Origin of the sequence: Paracidovorax cattleyae (assembly GCF_900104515.1) — a bacterium.
Lineage (GTDB): Bacteria > Pseudomonadota > Gammaproteobacteria > Burkholderiales > Burkholderiaceae_C > Paracidovorax > Paracidovorax cattleyae.
The window spans coordinates 59,814-80,203 of record NZ_FNJL01000006.1; the positions used below are offsets into that span (position 1 = coordinate 59,814).

Sequence of the window (20,390 nt, forward strand, 5' to 3'; positions counted from 1 at the left end):
CGTGAGTACCGCCCCATCGCCGGAGGCCGGCGCGGACACCGCCGGCCCCACGCCGCTGCAGCCGCCGGCGGCGGGCGCGCTGGCACGCTGGCCCTGGCGACGCTGGCACATCGCATGGCGGCGCTGGTCGCTCTGGACGGCACTCGTGCTGCTCGTGGCGGGCATGCTGGTCACGCAGGTGTGGCTGGCGGGGCGCTATGAAGCCACCGAGGTGCAGAACCGCCTCGACCGGGATGCATCCGATGCCGTGGTCGACATCCGCACGGGCTTCACGCACAACCTGCAAAACCTCCAGGCGCTGCAGGCGGGCAGCCCCGATATCGCCAGCTGGGAGGCACGCGCCGCCCAGCTCCTGGGCAGCCGCCGCGAACTGGTCCGCATCGAATGGCGGGACCCCGCCCTGCGCGTGCGTGCGCATGCCGAGACGCCCTACCGGCCCGTGCAGTGGGATGCGGAAACCCGCAGCGGCACGCACTCCAACACCGCCCTGGCCTGCGGCAACGCGCGGCGCGTGGGCGGCCCCTCGTATTCGGGCAGCTACTACCAGCCCCTGGGCGAGGGCCGGGGTGCGGAAATGATGGAGCTGTGCATCCCGTTGACGAACGAGGGGGTCAACACCGGCTACCTGGTCGCCACGTATTCGCTGCAGAACGTGCTGGTGGAGATGGTGGTGCCCGGTCTCAAGCGGGGCCAGGAAGTGTCGTTCACGGAGGCCGATGGCACCCGGCTGGCCATGGTGGGCGCGAACCGGCGTGGCACGCGCATGTTCAGCACGCAGCAGCTTTTCGACCTGCCCGGCACGGCCCTCGTGCTGCGCATGGACAGCTGGCACAGCGCGCCCAGCGTCTTCCCCAATGTGCTCACGGCCGTGGTCACGGCCATGTCCATCGCGCTGGTCACCGTGCTCGTGGTGCTGGTGCGCGACAACCGCCGGCGCCTGCGCGCCGAGCGCGACCTGGGCGATGCGCTCGCCTTCCGCAAGGCCATGGAGGATTCGCTCGTCACGGGGCTGCGCGCCCGTGACCTCCAGGGGCGCATTACCTACGTGAACCCCGCCTTCTGCGAAATGGTCGGCTTCTCCGCGCAGGAACTGCTGGGCCAGGCCGACCGGCTGCCCTACTGGCCGCCGGAGTTCGCCGACGAATACCTGCGCCGCCAGCGGGTCCGGCTGTCGGGGCAGCATCCTCCGCCGCGCGAGGGCTACGAATCCACGTTCATGCGCAAGGACGGCACGCGCTTTCCGGTGCTGATCTTCGAGGCGCCGCTGATCAATGCGCAGGGCCTGCACACGGGCTGGATGAGCGCCTTCCTGGACGTGAGCGAGCAACGCCGCATTGAAGAGCTGTCGCGGGCCTCCCAGGAGCGTTTGCAGGCGACCGCGCGCCTGGCCACCGTGGGCGAGATGGCATCGCTGCTGAGCCATGAGCTCAACCAGCCGCTCGCGGCCATCGCCAGCTACGCCTCCGGGTCGATCAACCTGCTGGAGTCGGCGGATGCCGCGCCGGGCGCCCTCGGCCCGGCTTCGTTCCTGCCGGACGTGCGCGTGGGCCTGCAGCGCATCGCGCAGCAGGCAGAACGCGCCGGACGGGTGATCAAGAGCGTGCATGATTTCGTGCGCCGCCGCGACCAGACCCGCGAGCCGGTCGCCGCGGAAGACCTGCTGGATGCCGTGCTGCCGCTGATCCGCCTGCAGGCGCACAAGCTGCGCGTGCAGATCCGCATCGGCGTGGAGCCGCAACTGCCCCGCGTGCTTTGCGACCGCACCATGGTCGAGCAGGTGCTGCTCAATCTCGCGCGCAACTCCATGCAGGCCATGGACGAGCCCGGAACGCCGCACCGCCTGCTGGAGCTGCGGGTGCGGCGCGCGGCCTCCAACGCGCAGAATGCGTGGCTGGAATTCCAGGTGATCGATGCCGGCCCGGGCATTCCGGACGACGTGGGGGCCAAGCTGTTCACGCCGTTCTTCACCACCCGCGCGGAGGGCATGGGGCTGGGGCTGAGCCTGTGCCGCACCGTGGTCGAGCAGCATGGCGGCTTCCTGGGCCACGCGCCCCACGCGCCGCGTGGTACGGTATTCACCTTCACCCTGCCGGCCTGTCCTGCGGCCGGCGCCGAAACCGACAACGAACCCCGACACGCCTGATGGAACCCGTCTCCAACGCCACCGTGTACATCGTGGACGACGACGCCGGCGTGCGCGAAGCGCTCGCATGGCTGCTGCGGTCGCGCCGCGTACCCAGCGAGTCGTTCGACAGTGCAGAGGCCTTCGAAGCCATGCTGGGCGACAGGCCCGTGCCGCGCCAGCCGTGCTGCCTGCTGCTGGACGTGCGCATGCCCGGCATGAGCGGGCTGGCGCTGTTCGACCGTCTGGCCGAACGCGGTCTGATCGGCGCCATGCCGGTGATCTTCCTCACCGGCCATGCCGACGTGCCCACGGCCGTGGCCACGGTCAAGCGCGGTGCCTTCGATTTCTGCGAGAAGCCCTTTTCCGACAACCTGCTGGTGGACCGCATCGAACAGGCCCTGGCGCAATCCGCGCGGCACCTGGAAGAGGCGCACCAGCGCAACGACCTGCGGCACAGGCTGGCGGAACTCACGGAACGCGAGAGCGACGTGATGCGCCTGGTGGTGGAAGGGCTGCCCAACAAGCTGATCGCCGATCAGCTGGACATCAGCGTGCGCACGGTGGAGGTCCACCGGGCGCGCGTTTTCGACAAGATGCAGGTCAAATCGGCCGTGGAGCTGGCGAACCTGCTGCGCTCGGCCGGCTGATCCTGGGGCACGCGGGGTGTCAGCCCTGGCGGGGGCGTTCGCCCACGTAGATCTCCACGCGGCGGTTGCGTGCGCGGCCGTCGGCCGTGTCGTTGGTGGCCACGGGTTCGCGCGCCCCGCGGCCTTCCACCTGGATGCGCGCTCCGCTCACGCCGTGGGAGGTCAGGTAGTTGCGCGTGCTGGTGGCCCGGTCGAGCGACAGCGGATTGTTGATGGAGTCGTTGCCGGTGGAGTCGGTGTAGCCGACGATGCGCACCTCGGCATTGGGGTTGTTGCGCAAGCCTTCGGCGAATCGGTCCAGCACCGGGGCGAAATTGGGCTGGATGTCGGAGCGGTTGGTCGCGAACGAGATATCGCTGGGAATGTCGAGCTTGAGCTGGTTGTCCTGCGTCTGGGTGACCACCACGCCGGTGCCCTGCGTCACCTGCTGCATATCCTGCTTCTGCCGCTCCATGTGCTGGGACCAGATATAGGTGCCCAGGGCACCCACGCCTGCGCCGATCAGTGCGCCGGTGCCGGCATTGCCGCCCGTCACGGCACCCAGGACGGCACCGCCGGCGGCGCCCACGCCGGCACCGGTGGCGGTGCGGCGCTGGGTATCGGTCATGTTGGCGCAGCCGCTGGCGAGCAGCACGACGGCGGCGGTGGCGGCGATGAGTGTGCGGGAAGTGCGCATGGAAATTCTCCTGTTGTCGTTTGGTGGGACGCCGTGGCCAGGCCCGCCATGCAGCGGAGTGCGGCCGGCCGGGCTGGCGCCTGGAGGCATTTTTCGCGTGCCCGAACCCGTCCGTGACCCGGCGGAGGCCGCCTGCCCTTGCAGGCGCCGTCCTACTTTCCGTCGTCCGGCGGCCGGCTGTCCGGCGGAGGCAGCTCGCCCCGGCGGCGGCCCGCGAACATGGTCCACCACACGATGGCGACGAGCACGGCGAGTGCCAGCAATGCTTCAAGCAAAATCAGCCCCATGAATCTCCGTCTCCTGCGCCTGGTGACAACGGCGCTGATTGTAGGAACGCTGGCCGCCTGCTCCACGCGGCCGCCCGCTCCGCCGCCAGCCACCATGCCCTCCGGCCCGCTCATCACCCTGCCTTCGGGACCCGGCGTGCCGATCCCGCCCGAACCTGGCGGGCCGCTACCACCGCCGATGGCGCAGCCCAAGAGCCGCTGGATTCCGGTGCACTGGTCCGAGCTGCCCGGGTTCTCCACCGACGCGCTCTACGAGGCCTGGAACGCATGGCTGCGCAGTTGCGAGCGCCCGCTGCCGGCCTTCTCGCAGCTGTGCCCCGAGATCCGCCGCCTCTCCATCGCCACGCCGGAGGAGCAGCGCGAATGGATGGTGGCGCGCCTGCAACCCTACCGCATCGAGTCGCTGGACGGCAATCCGGACGGCATGCTCACCAGTTATTACGAGCCCTACCTCGACGCCAGCCGCACGCCGGGCAACGAATACACCGTGCCGCTGTACGGCCTGCCGGCGGGTTACGGGCAGCGCAAGCCCTGGTACACACGCCAGCAGATCGACACCCTGCCCGAGGCCCAGACTGCCCTGGCGGGCCGTGCCATCGCCTGGGTGCGGGATCCGGTCGAGGCGCTGGTGGTGCATATCCAGGGTTCGGGACGCCTGCGCATCCAGGAGCCCGACGGCTCCGTGCGCCTCGTGCGCGTGGCCTTCGCCGGCACCAACGACCAGCCTTACCAGAGCGTGGGCCGCTGGCTGCTGGACCAGGGGTTGGTGCGCGATGCCACTTGGCCCGGCATCCGCGCCTGGACGCTGCAGAACCCGCAGCGCGTGCCGGAGATGCTCTGGGCCAACCCGCGCTACGTGTTCTTCCGCGAGGAACCCCTGCCGGCCCTGGACGCCGCCTTCGGCCCGCGCGGTGCGCAGGGCGTGCCGCTCACCCCGGGCCGCTCCATCGCCGTGGACCGGCAGAGCATTCCCTACGGCACGCCCGTCTGGCTGGCCTCTGCCGGCCCCACCGCGCAGCTGCAGCGCCTGGTGCTGGCGCAGGACACCGGCTCGGCGATCCTGGGCGCCGTGCGGGCCGACTATTTCGCCGGCTGGGGCCAGGAAGCGGGCGACCTGGCGGGGCGGCTCAAGCAGGGGCTGCGGCTGTGGGCGCTGTGGCCGAGGCCATAACTTGGCGGACGTCTGTGATGTATATATATAACTGATGCATTTTATAAGCAAAGATATTTTATTAAAATAATCCTCCGCATGCAGAATGCCAGAATATTTCTGGAGGATTGCATGCTTCTGCGCTCGGCATGGCTATTTTTTCTTTTGTCTTTCGGAAACGCATTCTCGCAGGGGCTTCCTGTAGTCACGGTGACTGCAAGCGGAATATATGATTTTGGTTTTGAAGGGTATGGACCGCAGTCGGTGGGCTCCGTGGGTATTCCTGAGCCTTTCCCAGGTTATGTTCAACTCGTCGCAGGTGCCGAGCGTTACATTCAGGCGTCCAACGTGCGGTGCAGTGCCACCGGAGACCTGAAGAATGTCACTTCGCAAAGCTCCGTGGAAAGCAGGTGGCTTGCTGCGGAACAGGTTTATCGGAGGTTGAAGGTGTTCGACGGTTTTTGGTCATACTGGGGCAGATCTAACAGGCCGGATGACAAGGGTTTTTTTGTGGTGATCTATGCTGATGGATATGAGGAGCAGTGGGCTGTCCTGAATTCCACATTCTCGGCAGTCACGCCAGGACACCCCATGCCTGGTACGTTGAAGCCAGGCAAAGATGCAGGCGAGGCAGGGGCGGTACAAAATCACTCCGTATGCGGTTGAAAAGCTACAAGGCATTGGGAATGCTGTTCGCTGCCGGGCTGGTGGTCGTGCTCATCGACCACCTGGCTTTCAAGAGCAGAGGCGGAGTGCCGGAAACAAAGACGGCGCAGACCATCGTCGTGGCGCCTGTTCCGGAAGCCAGGGAGCAGGCTCCTGCGCCTACCGCACCGAGCCCAGGAGGGTCTGCGGCAGAGAAGGAAGAAAAGCGGCAGTCAGGATGGACGGTTCTGTTGAGGCAGGCAAGGGACTACAGGGTTCTATTCCATCAAATGGTCGGCAGCCCGATGGATGGAAATGGCTTGTATGCGCTAACAATTCTTTTACGGTGCGCATCCGTGCGTGACGAGCCTGCTCCGCCCAGTTGGATCCCTCAATCTGCAGAGCAACAAAAAGCCAGGATCCTGCGCGAGGAGCGTTGCGCGTCATTCATCGACCAGGAACTGTCGGGTGATGCCATGCTGGCCCTGACCCGGGATCCGAGGATCGCCAATGACACATACCGGCGCCTGGGAAAGGAGTGGGCGAGCCTTTCAAGCGATCCTCAGGCGCGAATGCCTGTCCTGGAGCGGGTGCTCCGCACCGGCGATCCGCTGCTGATGGAAAACTTGGCTGGATCGCTCTTCCATGCCCCCGATGGAGCCTCGGTCGTGTTTTCCGGAAAAGCCTATACCGATGCGGCCGATCAACGTGTGCTGGCCATTGCCTGGGTGGCGGCTACCTGCGGGGCCGTGCCGGGTTGCGATGGCCCGGGAGATGATTATCTCGTCAATGCATGCGCTGCCCGGAATTTGTGCGTTGATTCTCGGCAGGTACTGTTCGCATCGGACGCGCAAGATCGTTTCGGAGACCGGGGGGCTGCGCTCTATGCCGAGGTGTATCCGCGAATGGTGGAGGCCATCCGCCAGCGCGATGCTGGCGTATTCGCTTCCCGTGTGAAGGCTTCCTGAGTACGCGCAGCACGGACACCCGCAGGCTTCCGGTGTCTCATCCGCACAATGCATATCGTGTAGTCTGCCCCTTCCAAAACACCACAGGGAAGGAGAACCGATGACACCGATCCGCACAGCGATCCTCCCCATGGCCGCGCTGCTCGCCTGCAGCGCCGCCTGGGCCCAGGCTCCGGCCAATGCCGCAGCCGCGACGGGGCCCGTTCTCCGGCCGGACACCACCGGGCGTTTCATCCCCTTCGTCGTCCCGCTGGGCGAAGCGTCCCGGCCGCCGAAACTGCAGTTCGAGGTGCGCACCCCGTCCGGCAGCCCGCAACCCGCCGCCCGGAACTTCGCCGTCACGATGGACACGGGTTCCACCGGGGTGGTGATCTCCGCGGCCGACCTTCCCGGCTATTCCGACGATGAAGCGGGCCCGGCGGGCTGGGAGTTCCTGTCGAGCAGCAAGCGGCTGTGGGTGGGGCGCTGGGTCGTGCGCGATCTCGCGTTCCGCGCCGCGGAGGGCGAGGTGGTGGCCCGCGTGCCCGTCCTGGCCGTCCAGAAGGAAATGATCTGTCCCTGCTGGGACGAGAAAGCCAACCAGCCGGTCTGCGAGCAGCCCACGAAGACCACGGACCGGCCCAGGGGGATCGTGTACATGGGCGTGGGGTTCGGGCGCGAGCACGATGGCCAGCCACAGGGCACGCCCGACAAGAATCCACTGCTCAACCTCGCCACCATCGACGGCCGGCCCGTGCGCGAAGGCGAAGTGCATGCCGGCTACATCGTGACGAAATCCGGCGTGCACGCCGGTCTCACACCGGCCAACGCCGCGGGCTTCGGCGCCACCAGGCTGCAGCCGGGCAGCCTGCTGGCCAGCGGGCAGCCGGCATCCAGCGACCCGCGGGACTGGCAGCAGGCGTCCATGGCCATATCCGTGAATGGCCGTGCACCCGAGGCGGGATCGATACTCGTGGACACCGGCATCGCGCAGATGTACCTCACGGTGACCGACCCGGCGTCGTTGCCGACGCAGCAGATCCCCAACCCCAGCCGTCCGGGCCACACCAGCAACGGACTCAAGGATGGCACGCCGGTGCAGGTGCTGTTCCCGGATGCGCAGGCGCCGGTGGCCCGGTATGCGTTCGACGCGGGCGGGGCCGGTGCGCCGCGGGCCGTGCTCGTCAACCGTCCAACGCGCTCCACGTGCCCTGCCGGCAGCACCACGGTTGCCCGGGGCCCGGCTGCGCAGGTGTTCGGGCGCCCCGCCTTCGTGAACACCGGCATGAACCTGCTGCAGCAGTACGACGTGCTGTTCGATGCCGAAGGGGGCTGGTTCGGCCTGCGGCCGCTGCAGCGGTGAGGAGGCTGGTGCGAGGCGGCGGCGGCCGGCTCAGCGCTCCAGCTCGACCAGGTAGCGCGTCACCACCGGCGGCGCGTCGGCCACGTGGAAAGCCAGCTTGCGGTCGCGCAGCGCCACGTCCGATGCCGTGACGCGGTCGAAGCGCCGCAGGTGTTCCGTCCAGGACTCGTCCACGATGCGCTCCACATAGCGGGCCGGATCGGCGATGTCGTGCTGCAGCTGCCAGTCGAGCGCGCCCTGGCGCAGGCGGCTGCGGCGGCTCTCCTGCATGGAGTCGCGGAATTCCGAGGCCCGGGCCGGGTCGATCACGTATTCGATGGTCACCACCACATGGCCCTGCTCGGGCGTCGTGGGGGCGGTGGGCACCTTGAAGGCCCGTGAGGGGCTGAGGTCCTCCTCCATCGAGCGATCCGCCACGGTGCGCTGCACCAGGGCCATGGCCGCGGTGCCGGTGAGCGCGGCGAGCGCCAGGCTCACGTGCACGCTGGTCACGGACGCCACCTGTCCCCAGAAGGCCGCGCCGGCCGCCGTGGCGCCCATGATGGCCATCTGGTAGATCGACATGCCGCGCGCGCGCACCCAGTTCGGCAGCGCCAGCTGCGCCGACACGCTCAGCGAATTCGCCGTGGTGATCCAGGCCATGCCGCCCACCACCATCGCCGGCACGGCCACATAGACGTTCGGGGCGATCGCGACCACCGAGGTGGCGAGGGCCTGCAGCATCGCTCCGCGGCCCACGAGCGTGTCGCGCGGCATGGCCTGGCGCAGCCGCGGCAGGAACATCGCCGCCGCGATGGCACCCGCACCCATCGATGCCAGCAGCAGCGTGAACGTGCCTGCGCCGCCGCCCTCCAGGTCGCGCGCCACCAGCGGCAGCAGCGCGAGCAGGGCGGTGGCGTGCAGGAAGAAGATCGAGATGCGCCAGAGCACGGCGCGCATGCGCGGCGATTCGCGCACGAACTGCACGCCCACGCGCATCGCGCTGCCGAGCCGCTCGCGGCCCAGCGGATTGGGCATGTGCGTGCGCTTCCAGCGCATGATCGTGAAACCCGCGATCACCGACAGCACGGCATTGAGCACGAACACCCACGCGCTGCCCGCGCTGGCGATGATCGCGCCGGCCAGCAGCGGGCCGACGATGCGCGATGCGTTCATCGCCACGCCGTTGAGCGCGAGTGCCGCAGGCAGTTGCGCACGGTTGACCAGTTCCGGCACGATGGCCGCGAACACCGGCCACCGCATCGCCAGGCCGATGCCGTTGGCGAAGGTCAGGCCCAGCAGCAGCGGCGCCGTCATGCCGCCCGCGAGGATTGCCAGGCACAGCACCAGCGCCACTGCGGCCACCCAGAACTGCGTGGCGATGAAATAGCGGCGGCGGTCCAGGATGTCCGCCAGCGCGCCGCTGGGCAGCCCCAGCAGGAAGACGGGCAGCGTGGACGCCGTCTGCACCAGCGCCACCAGCACGGGCGACGTGGTGAGCGTGGTCATCAGCCAGGCTGCGGCCACGTCGTTCATCCACATGCAGGTATTGGCGGCCAGCCAGGTGAGCCACAGCATGCGGAACACCGGTACCCCGAGCGGGGCGAGGGGGGAGAGCTCGGCGCGCCGTGCGGCATCCTGGCCGAGCTGCGCGGCCGCGGCTGCCTCGGCAGTGGCGGCCACCTGCGCGGCGGGCGTGGCGGCCGGGTCTTCGATCAGGCGGCCGGGGGGCAAGGACGTGGAGGGGGAACTGTCGTGCGGGGGCTGAGGTGGCATGTCCTTCCGATTCTGCGGGAGAGAACGCCGACGCGCCATGGGCCATGCCTCATTCCTGGCTTCATTCCGGCCCATGGTCGGGACCGGATGCGCTGCGACAGAGCAGCGTCGGATGCCGCCTCCGGCTCACTCGGCACAGCAGCCGAGGCAGCAAGCCGCTCCGTCACGGTAATACGAGTTCCTCGGGGTCTTCTCCGATCCCCCACCGGGATGGCAGATCCGGTCCCAGTTTCGACATTGCCGGCCCCACGCACGCATGGTGCGCCACCATGGCGCCGCTTTTCCACACCATCACTCCGTCTTTCTCGCCCCATCGGCCGAAGGCACTGAAGACCACATAGGCATATTGCCCGCGATCGACGCGCAGGTAGTTGCCACCGCCTGCCGAGTACCAAAGCCGTTTGGCCTTGAATTGCCTGCGCCATTCGCCGCTCTCCACTTTGTCCGGAACGTTGATTTCCACGTTCCCGGATTTGCCGAAGCGGTATTGCAAGTAGCCCGGGGAGCCGTCAGGTGGGTGGGAGGCACACACGGCGACTGTCCTATGGTTCTTGAGCGTACACGCAAAAACCGGTTCTTCTTGGAGCGTGCATAGCGAAGCGCCTTGGTTTTGAGTCGCTGAAGCGTGTGGAAGCATGGCGCTCATGAAGGCCATGGCGTATGCCGTGCGAGAATTTTTCGAGGAAGAGCTCATGGTTTTCTGCTCGGAGTTGTCGCTGCTTTGGCCTTTGAAAACGGCTGGCAATTGGCCGGTAAGTGGGAGAAAGCTGCCCGACGGCGCGCAGCACCTGCCCGAGCGCGCGGCCCGGGATGCGGACGCGGCACGTGACGTGCTGCGGGCATACATGGTTGGGATGGGATGCAAGGCGCTTGCCCATGCGGTGCATCCGAAGCATCAGAGGGCGATCTTCAGGGTTTGGTATTAGGGCAACCCGGTATCTGCGCCTCTTCCGTGCATTCCGGTGGGATGTTTTTGAAGATGACATCTCTGCCCACATAGACTTTATTGAACTGCACTGGTGGGTCGAGATGCCAACCGATTTCGCCGTTCAGCCAGAGATCGACTACTTCACTCTGACCCAGCAAGGTCTTGGGCTCGATGCGGTAGAGCCGCACTACATAGGGCATTTTGAAGCTCGGGTGCGTGATGCGCTGCAGGAAAGATGCCTTGTGAAACTCCAGACGGTACACCCGGTGTGGGCTGTTCTCGGCATCGAGCAAAGTCGGTGTTGCCAGAGCCCATGCGGCAAGAAACATCGCGTTCAGGCCCAGGCACCAGACGATGCAGGGTACGTTCTTGAGGTTGGACAGTTTCATCACCACTCCATCTGGATCGAAAAAGGAAGGCGCACGCGGTGCACGTCGGAGACGACCATAAAATCTCCACCCCGCCTATGTAGGGCGCGCCATTCCCTGAAATGTTGGTTCTGCACCAGATAGCTCTGGCGGTCTGCCTCGGCTGCATTGGCGTATATCCATTGCTCTGTGACAGGGATCGCCAGTGCGGACGGGAGAAAACGCGCCACGCCACCGGGCCCCCAGAAGCCTAGCGGCTGCGATAGAAATGAGTCGTCATTGAAGTCATAGGAGTCCCGCAGGTAGAAGGCCAACTCGTCGATTTCGATGGCGACCTTGCCGAGGCCCTTGGGCGTCACCATGCCCGACACCGCGATCTTGAGCGTCGCCTCGCCCATGGCGCCGTAGAAGTCGTCCATGGGGTCGCCGAACCGGCCTACATCCACGAAATTCACCTGGCAGGTGCCATCCAGGACCTTGGCCGGCTGGTTCAGATTGCCGAAGCGCCAACGTTGCGAGGCTGGGCCGCTCATCTGCTGTTCGATACGTCTCTTAAGTTGCTCTATCCCGGCAGGGCTATTCCATCGCGCTTGTAATGCCGACACCGCAGTCCGTACACGGGCAAAGCCCAATGCCCATTGCATGGTGACCATGTTTTCTTCCAGTTGCGAGGAACTCAGATGGCTCAAGTATCGCTGCCCACTTTTGGTGGTTTCTGGCATCACAAACGCCGCTCCCCTGAACCACCGCTCCATCAACGCCGCCGCGACCGGCCACTCCAGACGCGAGCGCATCACCCCCGGAATGTCATCCAACCGAAACCGCCGAACCTTCGGCGGCAGCTTCGCTTCCAGTTGCGCGCTCAGGCGCTCGCTATCGAAACGGACGATATCGTTCATATGCCTCTTCCCCCGGTGTCTTTCTTCGGCGCCGGATTCTGCAGGCAACTAAGCCCGGCGCTGCGCGACGACGCGACGGTATGATTACGAAACGCAACTGCCGGGCTGAAACGTCCGGCAGCCTAACTGCTGGCCGTGGTGGTTACGCAGACCCTATTGCCTGCCATCCATATGACTTTTCAGAAAGTGCGCATGGCTTTGCGGCGATGATTCAAACGCATCGTCATCGGCGCAAATGCGCCAGCGGCAGCGCCCCTCCCGCCTTCACCTCCCCCAGCGAAAAGCTCGTGTGCATGTCCTTCACGTTGGGCAGGTTCAGCAGCACGCCGCGCGCGAACTGCGAGAAGCTCTCCAGGTCGCGCGCCACCACCTGCAGTTCGAAGGTGCCGGTGCCGCTGATGTAATGGCAGGCGACCACCTCGGGGATCTTGGCGATGGCCTCTTCCATCTCGCGCGTGAGGCCGCCGGTGCTGCGGTCGGCATCCAGCCGCACGAAGGCCAGCACGCCCAGGCCGATCCGGTGGCGGTCGATCTCCGCGTGGTAGCCCTTGATGAAGCCGGCCTCCTCCAGGGCCCGCACGCGCCGCCAGCACGGCGCGGCAGAGAGCCCCACGCGCTGCGCCAGTTCGGCGTTCGTCAGCCGTGCGTCGGCCTGCAGTTCCGCGAGGATGGCGATGTCGAATTTGTCGAGTTCTTCCATTTCCTTATTGTTTTCAGAAAGGATCTTTCTGAAACGAGGGTAAACACGGCATGGAAACGAAAGGACATATCCGGCCGTCCTGCCTACACTGGCAAGCAAAGCCCGCCCCACCGGGCGCGCCGCCCTGCCCGCGCCCACGAGGCCGCGGCACCCCCGACGATGATGGAGAGACATTCATGAACGCCCCGCTGCCCGAGCACATCCGCCGCGCCCTGGAAACAGTGTCCCTGGATGACAAATACACGCTGCCGGAGGGCCGGGCCTTCATGAGCGGCGTGCAGGCCCTCGTGCGCCTGCCCATGCTGCAGCGCCAGCGCGACGCCATGGCCGGGCTCAACACCGCCGGCTTCGTCAGCGGCTACCGGGGCTCCCCGCTGGGCGGCTACGACCAGGCGCTCTGGGCGGCCCGCAAGCACCTGGCGCAGAACCACATCGTCTTCCAGCCCGGCGTGAACGAGGAGCTGGGCGCGACGGCCGTCTGGGGCACGCAGCAGCTGGATCTCTATCCCGACAAGAAGAAGTACGACGGGGTGTTCGGCATCTGGTACGGCAAGGGGCCGGGCGTGGACCGCTGTTCCGACGTGTTCAAGCACGCCAACATGGCCGGCACCGCCAAGCACGGCGGCGTGATCGCCATCGCGGGCGACGACCACATCAGCAAGAGCAGCACCGCGCCGCACCAGAGCGACCACATCTTCAAGGCCTGCGGGCTGCCGGTGTTCTTCCCGAGCAGCGTGCAGGAGATCCTGGACATGGGCCTGCATGCCTTCGCCATGAGCCGCTTCTCCGGCGTGTGGTCGGGCATGAAGACCATCCAGGAAGTGGTGGAGTCGTCCAGCAGCATCTCGGTCGATCCGGACCGCGTGAACATCGTGCTGCCCGAGGATTTCGCGATGCCCCCCGGCGGCCTGCACATCCGCTGGCCCGATGCGCCGCTGGAGCAGGAGGCGCGCCTCATGGACTACAAGTGGTATGCGGCCCTGGCGTATATCCGCGCCAACCGGCTCAACTACAACGTCATCGAAGGGGCGCAGGACCGGTTCGGCATCATCGCCAGCGGCAAGGCCTACAACGACACCCGCCAGGCCCTGATCGACCTGGGCCTGGATGACGACACCTGCCGGCAACTGGGCATCCGCGTGCACAAGGTCAACGTGGTCTGGCCGCTGGAGGCCACCATCACGCGCGATTTCGCCCAGGGCCTGCAGGAGATCCTGGTGGTGGAGGAGAAGCGCCAGGTCATCGAATACCAGCTCAAGGAAGAGCTCTACAACTGGCGCGCCGACGTGCGCCCCAACGTGCTGGGCAAGTTCGACGAGGTGGAGGGAGACAACTCCGGCGGCGAGTGGAGCATGGCCAACCCGAGCCAGAACTGGCTGCTGCGCCCGAAGGCCGACCTGACACCCGCCATCATCGCGCGCGCCATCGCCAAGCGGCTGAAGAAGCTCGGCGTGTCAGAAGACGTGGTGGCGCGCATGGACGCTCGCCTTTCCGTGATCGACGCGCGCGAGCGCTCGCTCGCCGGGACCACGGCCGACACCGGCGACCGCACCCCGTGGTTCTGCAGCGGCTGCCCGCACAACACCAGCACCCGCGTGCCCGAGGGCTCGCGCGCCGTGGCCGGCATCGGCTGCCACTACATGGTCAACTGGATGCCGGGCCGCAACACCTCCACCTTCACGCAGATGGGCGGCGAAGGCGTGACCTGGGTGGGCCAGCAGCCGTTCTCGCTGGACAAGCACGTCTTCGCCAACCTGGGCGACGGCACGTACTTCCACAGCGGCCTGCTGGCGATCCGCCAGAGCATCGCCGCCGGAACCAACATCACCTACAAGGTGCTCTACAACGACGCCGTGGCCATGACCGGCGGCCAGCAGGTGGGCGAGCGGCCCGAGGGCCACTCGGTGCTGCAGATCATGAACAGCCTGAAGTCCGAGGGCGTGGCCCGACTGGTCATCGTGACCGACGAGCCCGCCAAGTACGACGGCGTGCAGCTCGCCGAGGGCGTGACGGTGCACCACCGCGACGAGCTGGACCGCATCCAGCGCGAATTCCGCGAGATCCCCGGCTGCACGGCCATCATCTACGACCAGACCTGCGCCACCGAGAAGCGCCGCCGCAGAAAGCGCGGCACGCTCGCCACGCCCGACAAGACCGTGGTCATCAACGAACTGGTCTGCGAAGGCTGCGGCGACTGTTCCGTGCAGTCCAACTGCCTGTCGGTGGAGCCGCTGGAGACCGAGTTCGGCCGCAAGCGCCGCATCAACCAGAGCACCTGCAACAAGGACTATTCCTGCCTGAAGGGCTTCTGCCCGAGCTTCGTGACCGTCGAGGGCGGCACGCTCAGGAAGCCGAAGAAGGAAAAGAAGGGCGACCTGTCGGCGCTGCCGCCACTGCCCGAGCCGGTGCTGCCCGCGGCCGAATCCGCCTGGGGCATCGTCGTGGCCGGCGTCGGCGGCACGGGGGTGATCACCATCGGCTCGCTGCTGGGCATGGCCGCGCACCTGGAAGGCATGGGCGTCATCACCCAGGACGCCGCCGGCCTGGCCCAGAAGGGCGGAGCCACGTGGAGCCACGTGCAGATCGCCAACCGGCCCGAAGCCATCTACACGACCAAGGTCGATACCGCCAAGGCCGACCTCATCATCGGCTGCGACTCCATCGTCGCCTCGCTCAAGACCACCATGGCCGCGATGCAGCCGGGCCGTACCTTCGTGGCGCTGAACAACCATGGCTCGCCCACGGCATCCTTCGTGAACAACCCCGACTGGCAGTTCCCGGGCCAGCACTGCAACACGGCCATTGCCTCGGCCGTGGGCGAGGAGCTGCTGGGCAGTTTCGATGCCGAAGAGGTGGCGGTGCAGCTGCTGGGCGACAGCATCTACACCAACCCCCTCATGCTGGGCTATGCGTGGCAGAAAGGCCGCGTGCCGCTGTCCCGCGCCGCGCTGATGCGCGCCATGGAGCTCAACGGCGTGCAGGTCGAGAACAACAAGGCTGCCTTCGAATGGGGCCGCCGCTGCGCGCACGACCTGGCCGGGGTGCGCGCGCTTTTCCAGACGGCGCAGGTCATCCATTTCGCGAAGAAGCCCGCGCTTGCCGAGATCATCGCGCGCCGCGAGGAATTCCTCACGGGCTACCAGAACGCGGCCTACGCGGCCACCTACCGGGCCTTCGTGCAGAAAGTGCAGGAAGCCGAGGCGCGCTTCGGCTCCACCACCCGCCTCACCGAGGCCGTGGCCCGCTACCTCTTCAAGCTCATGGCCTACAAGGACGAGTACGAAGTGGCCCGCCTGCACACCGACAGCGCCTTTACCGGGAAGATCGCCGGCATGTTCGAAGGCGACTACCGCGTGGTGCACCACCTCGCGCCGCCGATCACCGCGAAGAAGAACGAGCGCGGCGAGCTGGTGAAGAAGGCCTATGGTCCCTGGATGCACAAGGCCTTCGGCGTGCTGGCGAAGATGAAGGGCCTGCGCGGCACGGCGTTCGATCCCTTCGGCCGCACCGGGGAGCGCCGCACCGAGCGCGCGCTGATCCAGGAATACCGCGCCTGCATCGAAGAGCTGCTGGCCGGGCTCACGGCGGAGAACCTGCCCCTGGCGGTGGAGATCGCGCGCATCCCCGAACAGATCCGCGGCTACGGCCACGTGAAGGAGCAGCACCTGCAAAAGGCCCGCAAGCAGTGGACCGGTCTCATGGCCCGGTGGCGCGGCGGTCCGGTGGAGGTGGCGCTGCGGCAGAGTGCCTGAGGGATCCCGGGGGGCGGCGGAACTGCGCCGGCCGTATAGTGTCCTCCGGAGGAGCGGCTATCCATGAGAATCATTCCGCGCCATACCCCTGCACGCATCGCACGGGCGCTCTCTTTGTCGCTGGCGGTAGCGTCGTCGCTAGGAGGCGTTGCGCTGCCCGCGGTTGCAGCATCCGAATCGTCCCGCGTGCCCGTCGATCCGGCGTTCTCCCGGCCCGATCCGCGGCGGATGCCAAGCCGGGCCGCATTGCGTTCGTTTTTGGCTGCAAAGGCCAGCACATCGCATGCGAACACCTTCTGTTTCGTGCAGAGGCGGCTGGACAGGCCCGATACATCGGAGCCGGGCACGAGTGTGCTGTCCATGATCTGGTACGAAGGCGAGTCCGTGCATCGGATAAACCGCGTTCGATCAGGGCAATCGTACGTACCTGACAGGATGGACCCGGACACGGAGGGCCGGATGCTGGCCTATGCCACTGGCGTCGTGAATCTGAAGACCGATGTCGTACCAACGGATACGGATGTTGGCACCAGTACATCCCTGGTGAGCCGGTCGTGGGTCGATCGAATACTCATGCAGTGCCGGCGTGCAGGGACTACGGTTCGGATACCGGCGTTCAAGCCACCCGTGCCGAAGCAATAAGTAGAAAACAAATCGCGGATATCCGAGGGGGAGTTTCCGTGGCCAATGCCATCCTGAAATACATGCACGGCAATCCCGTGCCGGGTACGATCACTCTCGTCGAGAGCAATGTTCTGCGCGTCAAGCTGGAGAAGATAGACAAGCGCTACACGCTGGCGGCAGTGAGCGATTACCCCAACGTGCTGGAGATCACGGGCACGACGCACAACAGCCGAGCGGATGCGTGGGGTTTCACGGTGGCCGCGCGCAATGCCGGCAATGCCAAGCTCATGCTCCAGTCCGAGCGCGGCGCCAGCGCCTCTGTGCTGACGATCACGCCGGCGCTGGTAAGCGTCACGGTGAAGAAGGTGGTGCGTCTGCCCGGCCCTGAGTCTGATGCTGGCCTTCTGGTGCGGCTCTTCCTCGTAGAGGTGCCTGCGCCCCAGGAGTGGACGAGGGCCGGGATTGGAGGGCCGGATGCGGCTATGGACGGAATGCGCATGATGCGCAGGGTGATCGCCAACCGGCTGGGCTCCGGCAGCGCCAAGGAGTTCATGGCGGCCGGCGCCCGAAATATCCGGGACATCGTGACTGCCAGTGACCGAGGGCAGGTGCAATTTGCCGGTTTCCAGCATTACCCGCAGATTGCCAGCGGGAAGCAGGAATTGATAGATGCCCGAATGGCCATCGTCAACGATGCCACCAACACGGCCTGGCATGCGAAATACGTGGCGTTTTACGAGGCCGCGCTTTTGGCTGCAACGGAGCCGCTGCCACCAGATCCCAGCCCGACAGGGTTGTTTGGATGGCGGACGGACGACTCCGGGGCCCCCTCGCCCGACTTCGTGGAGTTCAAAACCGTGGGAGGCAATACCTTCTTCACGCACAGGCGCCTGCGCATCCCTGGCCGCTGAGCCTTCCGTGCCTCGGATACGGCTCGGCCCCTGCATAACCCAACGGCCCACGGGTTATGCCACCAGGCCGCTGAAACGCGCCGCATACAATCGCCTGTTGCCCTGCGGCAGGCGCCCATGCGCCGCTGCGTGCACGATCGGTCCGGCGAACGGGCCGGACGACCCTCTTTTCACCGGAGCCTGTAGCCGTGTTTATCTCTTCCGCCTTCGCCCAGACCGCCCCGGCCGCCGCGCCCGCTGGCGGCATGATGTCCTCGCTCACGAGCATGCTGCCGCTGGTGCTGATGTTCGTGGTGCTGTACTTCATCATGATCCGGCCCCAGATGAAGCGCCAGAAGGAGCACCGCGCCATGATCGACGCGATCGCCAAGGGCGACGAGGTGGCGACGGCCGGCGGCATCCTGGGTCGGGTCACGCGCCTGTCCGAAGGCTTCCTGCACATCGAGATCGCCTCGGGCGTGGAAGTGCAGGTCCAGCGCAGCGCCGTGTCCCAGGTCCTGCCCAAAGGCACGGTGAAGTGAGGGGCAACCCCCTGAGCGGCTGCGCCGCTTCCCCCTTCTCTCGCGCTGCGCGCGGGAAGGGGGACGACGCCAGCGCGGCGGGGCGGCCCTTGCGCGGCGTCTGCTGGCCTGCGCCGCTCCAACTCCAGGCGCCGCCGGTGGTGCGGCACGCCGTGGTCAACTGAGATGATAAGAGCGCGATCATGAATCGTTATCCGGTCTGGAAGTACGCGATCCTCGTGGTCGTGCTGCTCGTGGGGATCCTCTATTCCCTGCCCAATGTGTTCGGTGAGGCGCCCGCGGTGCAGGTCTCCTCGGCCAAGGCCTCGGTCAAGGTCGATGCCTCGCTGCAGCGGCGCGTCGAGGAGGCGCTGCAGGGCGCCGGCATCACGCCCGACACGGTGAGCCTCGACGGCAACTCGGTGCGCGCGCGCTTCGACACGCCCGACACCCAGCTCAAGGCCAAGGACGTGATCCAGAAGGCCCTGGTGCCCGATGCGGCCGACCCGCAGTACATCGTCGCGCTGAACCTCGTCTCCCGTTCGCCCGCATGGCTCACGGCGCTGCACGCGCAGCCCGTCTATCTGGGCCTGGACCTGCGCGGCGGCGTGCATTTCATGCTGCAGGTGGACATGCAGGCGGCGCTCACCAAGAAGGCCGAGTCCTTTGCGGGCGACCTGCGCACCTTCATGCGCGACCGCAACATCCGCCACGGCGGCATCAACCGCGACGGCCAGACCATCGAGGTGCGCCTGCGCGACGAGGCCGCCGCCACGGCCACGCGCAACCTCATTTCCGACCAGTTTCCCGATCTCGTGGCCACGTCCAGCCCCGGCGGCGACGGCGTGATCGTGCGCGCGACCATCAAGCCCGAGGCCCTGCGCAAGGTGCAGGACCAGGCGCTGAAGCAGAACATGACCACGCTGCACAACCGGATCAACGAACTCGGCGTGGCCGAGCCGGTGATCCAGCAGCAGGGCACGGACCGCATCGTCGTGCAACTGCCCGGCGTGCAGGACACGGCCAAGGCCAAGGACATCCTGGGCCGCACCGCCACGCTCGAGGTGCGCATGGTGGACGAGAGCACCGAGGCGCGCGGCGCCGAGCGGGGCTCCGGCCCGGTGCCGTTCGGCAGCGAGCGCTACCCCGATCGCAGCGGCCAGTTCATCATCGTCAAGAAGCAGGTCATCCTGACGGGCGAGAACCTCACCGACGCGCAGCCCGGCTTCGACGGCCAGACCCAGGAGCCGACCGTCAACCTGACGCTCGACGCCAAGGGCGCGCGCATCTTCAAGGACATCACGCGCGAGAACATCGGCAAGCGCATGGCCATCGTGCTCTTCGAGAAGGGCAAGGGCGAGGTCGTGACGGCCCCGGTGATCCGCTCCGAGATCGGCGGCGGCCGCGTGCAGATCTCCGGACGCATGACCACGGCCGAGGCCAACGACACCTCGCTGCTGCTGCGCGCCGGCTCGCTGGCTGCGCCGATGGAGATCATCGAGGAATTCACCATCGGCCCCAGCCTGGGCGCCGACAACATCAGCCGCGGCATCCACAGCGTGGTCTGGGGCATGGTGGCCATCGCCGTGTTCATGTGCGTGTACTACGCGCTGTTCGGCGTGTTCTCCACCATCGCGCTGTCGGTGAACGTGCTCATGCTGATCGCCGTGCTGTCCATGCTGCAGGCCACCCTCACGCTGCCCGGCATCGCCGCCATGGCGCTCGCGCTGGGCGTTGCCATCGACTCGAACGTGCTGATCAACGAGCGCATCCGAGAGGAGCTGCGCGCGGGCGTCGCGCCGCAGGCGGCCATCCATGCGGGCTACGAGCGCGCCTGGGCGACCATCCTCGACTCCAACGTGACCACGCTCATCGCCGGCCTCGCGCTGCTGGCCTTCGGTTCGGGCCCGGTGCGCGGCTTTGCCGTGGTGCACTGCCTGGGCATCCTGACCAGCATGTTCTCGGCCGTGTTCTTCTCGCGCGGCCTGGTGAACCTCTGGTACGGCCGCAAGAAAAAGCTCAAGAGCGTGTCCATCGGCCAGGTGTGGAAGCCCGGTCCCGACACCCCGGCGGTACCCTCTGCGCCGGCCAAGACGAACTGACCCGAAGGAAG

At 66.8% G+C, this 20,390-nt stretch carries 19 protein-coding genes; 12 read left to right on the forward strand and 7 right to left on the reverse strand.

Translation table 11 applies throughout. The features are described 5' to 3' along the window. Window position 1 precedes the first annotated feature (1 nt). Entirely contained in the window at window positions 2–2,143 is a 2,142-nt protein-coding gene (locus BLR05_RS06420) for an ATP-binding protein (RefSeq protein ID WP_377778366.1), read from the forward strand. Further along, on the forward strand, window positions 2,143–2,772 hold the full coding sequence (locus tag BLR05_RS06425; protein WP_092832983.1) for a response regulator transcription factor: 630 nt from the start codon (window positions 2,143–2,145) through the stop codon (window positions 2,770–2,772). Before BLR05_RS06420 ends, BLR05_RS06425 begins: the two co-directional genes overlap by 1 nt. A 19-nt stretch (window positions 2,773–2,791) precedes the next feature. Here the strand turns inward: BLR05_RS06425 and BLR05_RS06430 are convergent, their stop codons facing one another. Together BLR05_RS06430 and BLR05_RS27470 are read right to left on the reverse strand one after the other, a co-directional pair. Further along, window positions 2,792–3,448: a YiaD family glycine zipper/OmpA-like lipoprotein gene (locus tag BLR05_RS06430; protein WP_092832984.1), complete on the reverse strand. Its 657-nt coding sequence runs from the start codon at window positions 3,446–3,448 to the stop codon at window positions 2,792–2,794. A 152-nt stretch (window positions 3,449–3,600) separates the two neighbouring features. Further along, the gene (locus tag BLR05_RS27470) at window positions 3,601–3,735 is read right to left on the reverse strand and encodes a hypothetical protein (protein ID WP_264080735.1); all 135 of its coding nucleotides are present in this window, start codon (window positions 3,733–3,735) and stop codon (window positions 3,601–3,603) included. Between BLR05_RS27470 and mltA the strand changes: the two genes are divergently transcribed. The 4 genes from mltA (at window position 3,734) to BLR05_RS06440 (ending at window position 7,840) form a co-directional block, all read left to right on the forward strand. Next, window positions 3,734–4,906, forward strand: coding sequence for a murein transglycosylase A (gene mltA, locus BLR05_RS06435; protein WP_225979026.1), 1,173 nt, complete (start codon window positions 3,734–3,736; stop codon window positions 4,904–4,906). The genes BLR05_RS27470 and mltA overlap by 2 nt on opposite strands. Before the next feature lie 111 nt (window positions 4,907–5,017). Then, the gene (locus BLR05_RS25735; RefSeq protein WP_143015866.1) at window positions 5,018–5,551 is read left to right on the forward strand and encodes a hypothetical protein; all 534 of its coding nucleotides are present in this window, start codon (window positions 5,018–5,020) and stop codon (window positions 5,549–5,551) included. Between the two features lie 20 nt (window positions 5,552–5,571). Continuing rightward, the gene (locus tag BLR05_RS25740) at window positions 5,572–6,498 is read left to right on the forward strand and encodes a hypothetical protein (protein WP_143015867.1); all 927 of its coding nucleotides are present in this window, start codon (window positions 5,572–5,574) and stop codon (window positions 6,496–6,498) included. A 100-nt stretch (window positions 6,499–6,598) separates the two neighbouring features. Further along, complete coding sequence (locus BLR05_RS06440) at window positions 6,599–7,840, forward strand: hypothetical protein (protein ID WP_092832986.1); 1,242 nt, start codon at window positions 6,599–6,601, stop codon at window positions 7,838–7,840. Between the two features lie 30 nt (window positions 7,841–7,870). On the opposite strand, the gene BLR05_RS06445 is transcribed toward BLR05_RS06440, so the two are convergent. Both BLR05_RS06445 and BLR05_RS06450 read right to left on the reverse strand, forming a co-directional pair. Continuing rightward, complete coding sequence (locus BLR05_RS06445; protein WP_092832987.1) at window positions 7,871–9,595, reverse strand: MFS transporter; 1,725 nt, start codon at window positions 9,593–9,595, stop codon at window positions 7,871–7,873. 163 nt (window positions 9,596–9,758) lie between these two features. Next, window positions 9,759–10,127 (reverse strand): hypothetical protein, encoded by a 369-nt coding sequence (locus BLR05_RS06450; RefSeq protein ID WP_225979025.1) that lies wholly within the window; start codon window positions 10,125–10,127, stop codon window positions 9,759–9,761. Between the two features lie 103 nt (window positions 10,128–10,230). On the opposite strand from BLR05_RS06450, the gene BLR05_RS26490 reads away from it, so the two are divergent. Continuing rightward, window positions 10,231–10,521 carry a hypothetical protein gene (locus tag BLR05_RS26490; protein ID WP_167361207.1) on the forward strand — a complete coding sequence of 97 codons (291 nt, stop codon included), beginning with the start codon at window positions 10,231–10,233 and terminating at the stop codon, window positions 10,519–10,521. On the opposite strand, the gene BLR05_RS06455 is transcribed toward BLR05_RS26490, so the two are convergent. The 3 genes from BLR05_RS06455 to BLR05_RS06465 form a co-directional block, all read right to left on the reverse strand. Further along, window positions 10,505–10,912: a hypothetical protein gene (locus tag BLR05_RS06455; RefSeq protein WP_092832988.1), complete on the reverse strand. Its 408-nt coding sequence runs from the start codon at window positions 10,910–10,912 to the stop codon at window positions 10,505–10,507. The two genes, BLR05_RS26490 and BLR05_RS06455, sit on opposite strands and share 17 nt — an antisense overlap. Next, the gene (locus BLR05_RS06460) at window positions 10,912–11,790 is read right to left on the reverse strand and encodes a DUF6402 family protein (RefSeq protein ID WP_092832989.1); all 879 of its coding nucleotides are present in this window, start codon (window positions 11,788–11,790) and stop codon (window positions 10,912–10,914) included. The genes BLR05_RS06455 and BLR05_RS06460 overlap by 1 nt, the downstream gene beginning before the upstream one ends. A gap of 223 nt (window positions 11,791–12,013) precedes the next feature. Beyond that, window positions 12,014–12,490 (reverse strand): Lrp/AsnC family transcriptional regulator, encoded by a 477-nt coding sequence (locus BLR05_RS06465; RefSeq protein ID WP_013596925.1) that lies wholly within the window; start codon window positions 12,488–12,490, stop codon window positions 12,014–12,016. Window positions 12,491–12,666: 176 nt separating this feature from the next. Between BLR05_RS06465 and BLR05_RS06470 the strand changes: the two genes are divergently transcribed. The 5 genes from BLR05_RS06470 to secD all read left to right on the forward strand — a co-directional run bounded on the left by BLR05_RS06470 (window position 12,667) and on the right by secD (window position 20,379). Beyond that, on the forward strand, window positions 12,667–16,242 hold the full coding sequence (locus BLR05_RS06470; RefSeq protein WP_092832990.1) for an indolepyruvate ferredoxin oxidoreductase family protein: 3,576 nt from the start codon (window positions 12,667–12,669) through the stop codon (window positions 16,240–16,242). Window positions 16,243–16,305: 63 nt separating this feature from the next. Then, window positions 16,306–16,884, forward strand: a complete 579-nt coding sequence (locus BLR05_RS06475) for a hypothetical protein (protein ID WP_225979024.1) — start codon at window positions 16,306–16,308, stop codon at window positions 16,882–16,884. Between the two features lie 38 nt (window positions 16,885–16,922). Then, window positions 16,923–17,777 carry a hypothetical protein gene (locus BLR05_RS06480; RefSeq protein ID WP_092832991.1) on the forward strand — a complete coding sequence of 285 codons (855 nt, stop codon included), beginning with the start codon at window positions 16,923–16,925 and terminating at the stop codon, window positions 17,775–17,777. Window positions 17,778–17,965: 188 nt separating this feature from the next. Next, entirely contained in the window at window positions 17,966–18,298 is a 333-nt protein-coding gene (gene yajC / locus BLR05_RS06485) for a preprotein translocase subunit YajC (RefSeq protein WP_092832992.1), read from the forward strand. 182 nt (window positions 18,299–18,480) lie between these two features. Further along, window positions 18,481–20,379, forward strand: coding sequence for a protein translocase subunit SecD (gene secD, locus BLR05_RS06490; RefSeq protein ID WP_092832993.1), 1,899 nt, complete (start codon window positions 18,481–18,483; stop codon window positions 20,377–20,379). Window positions 20,380–20,390: the final 11 nt, after the last annotated feature.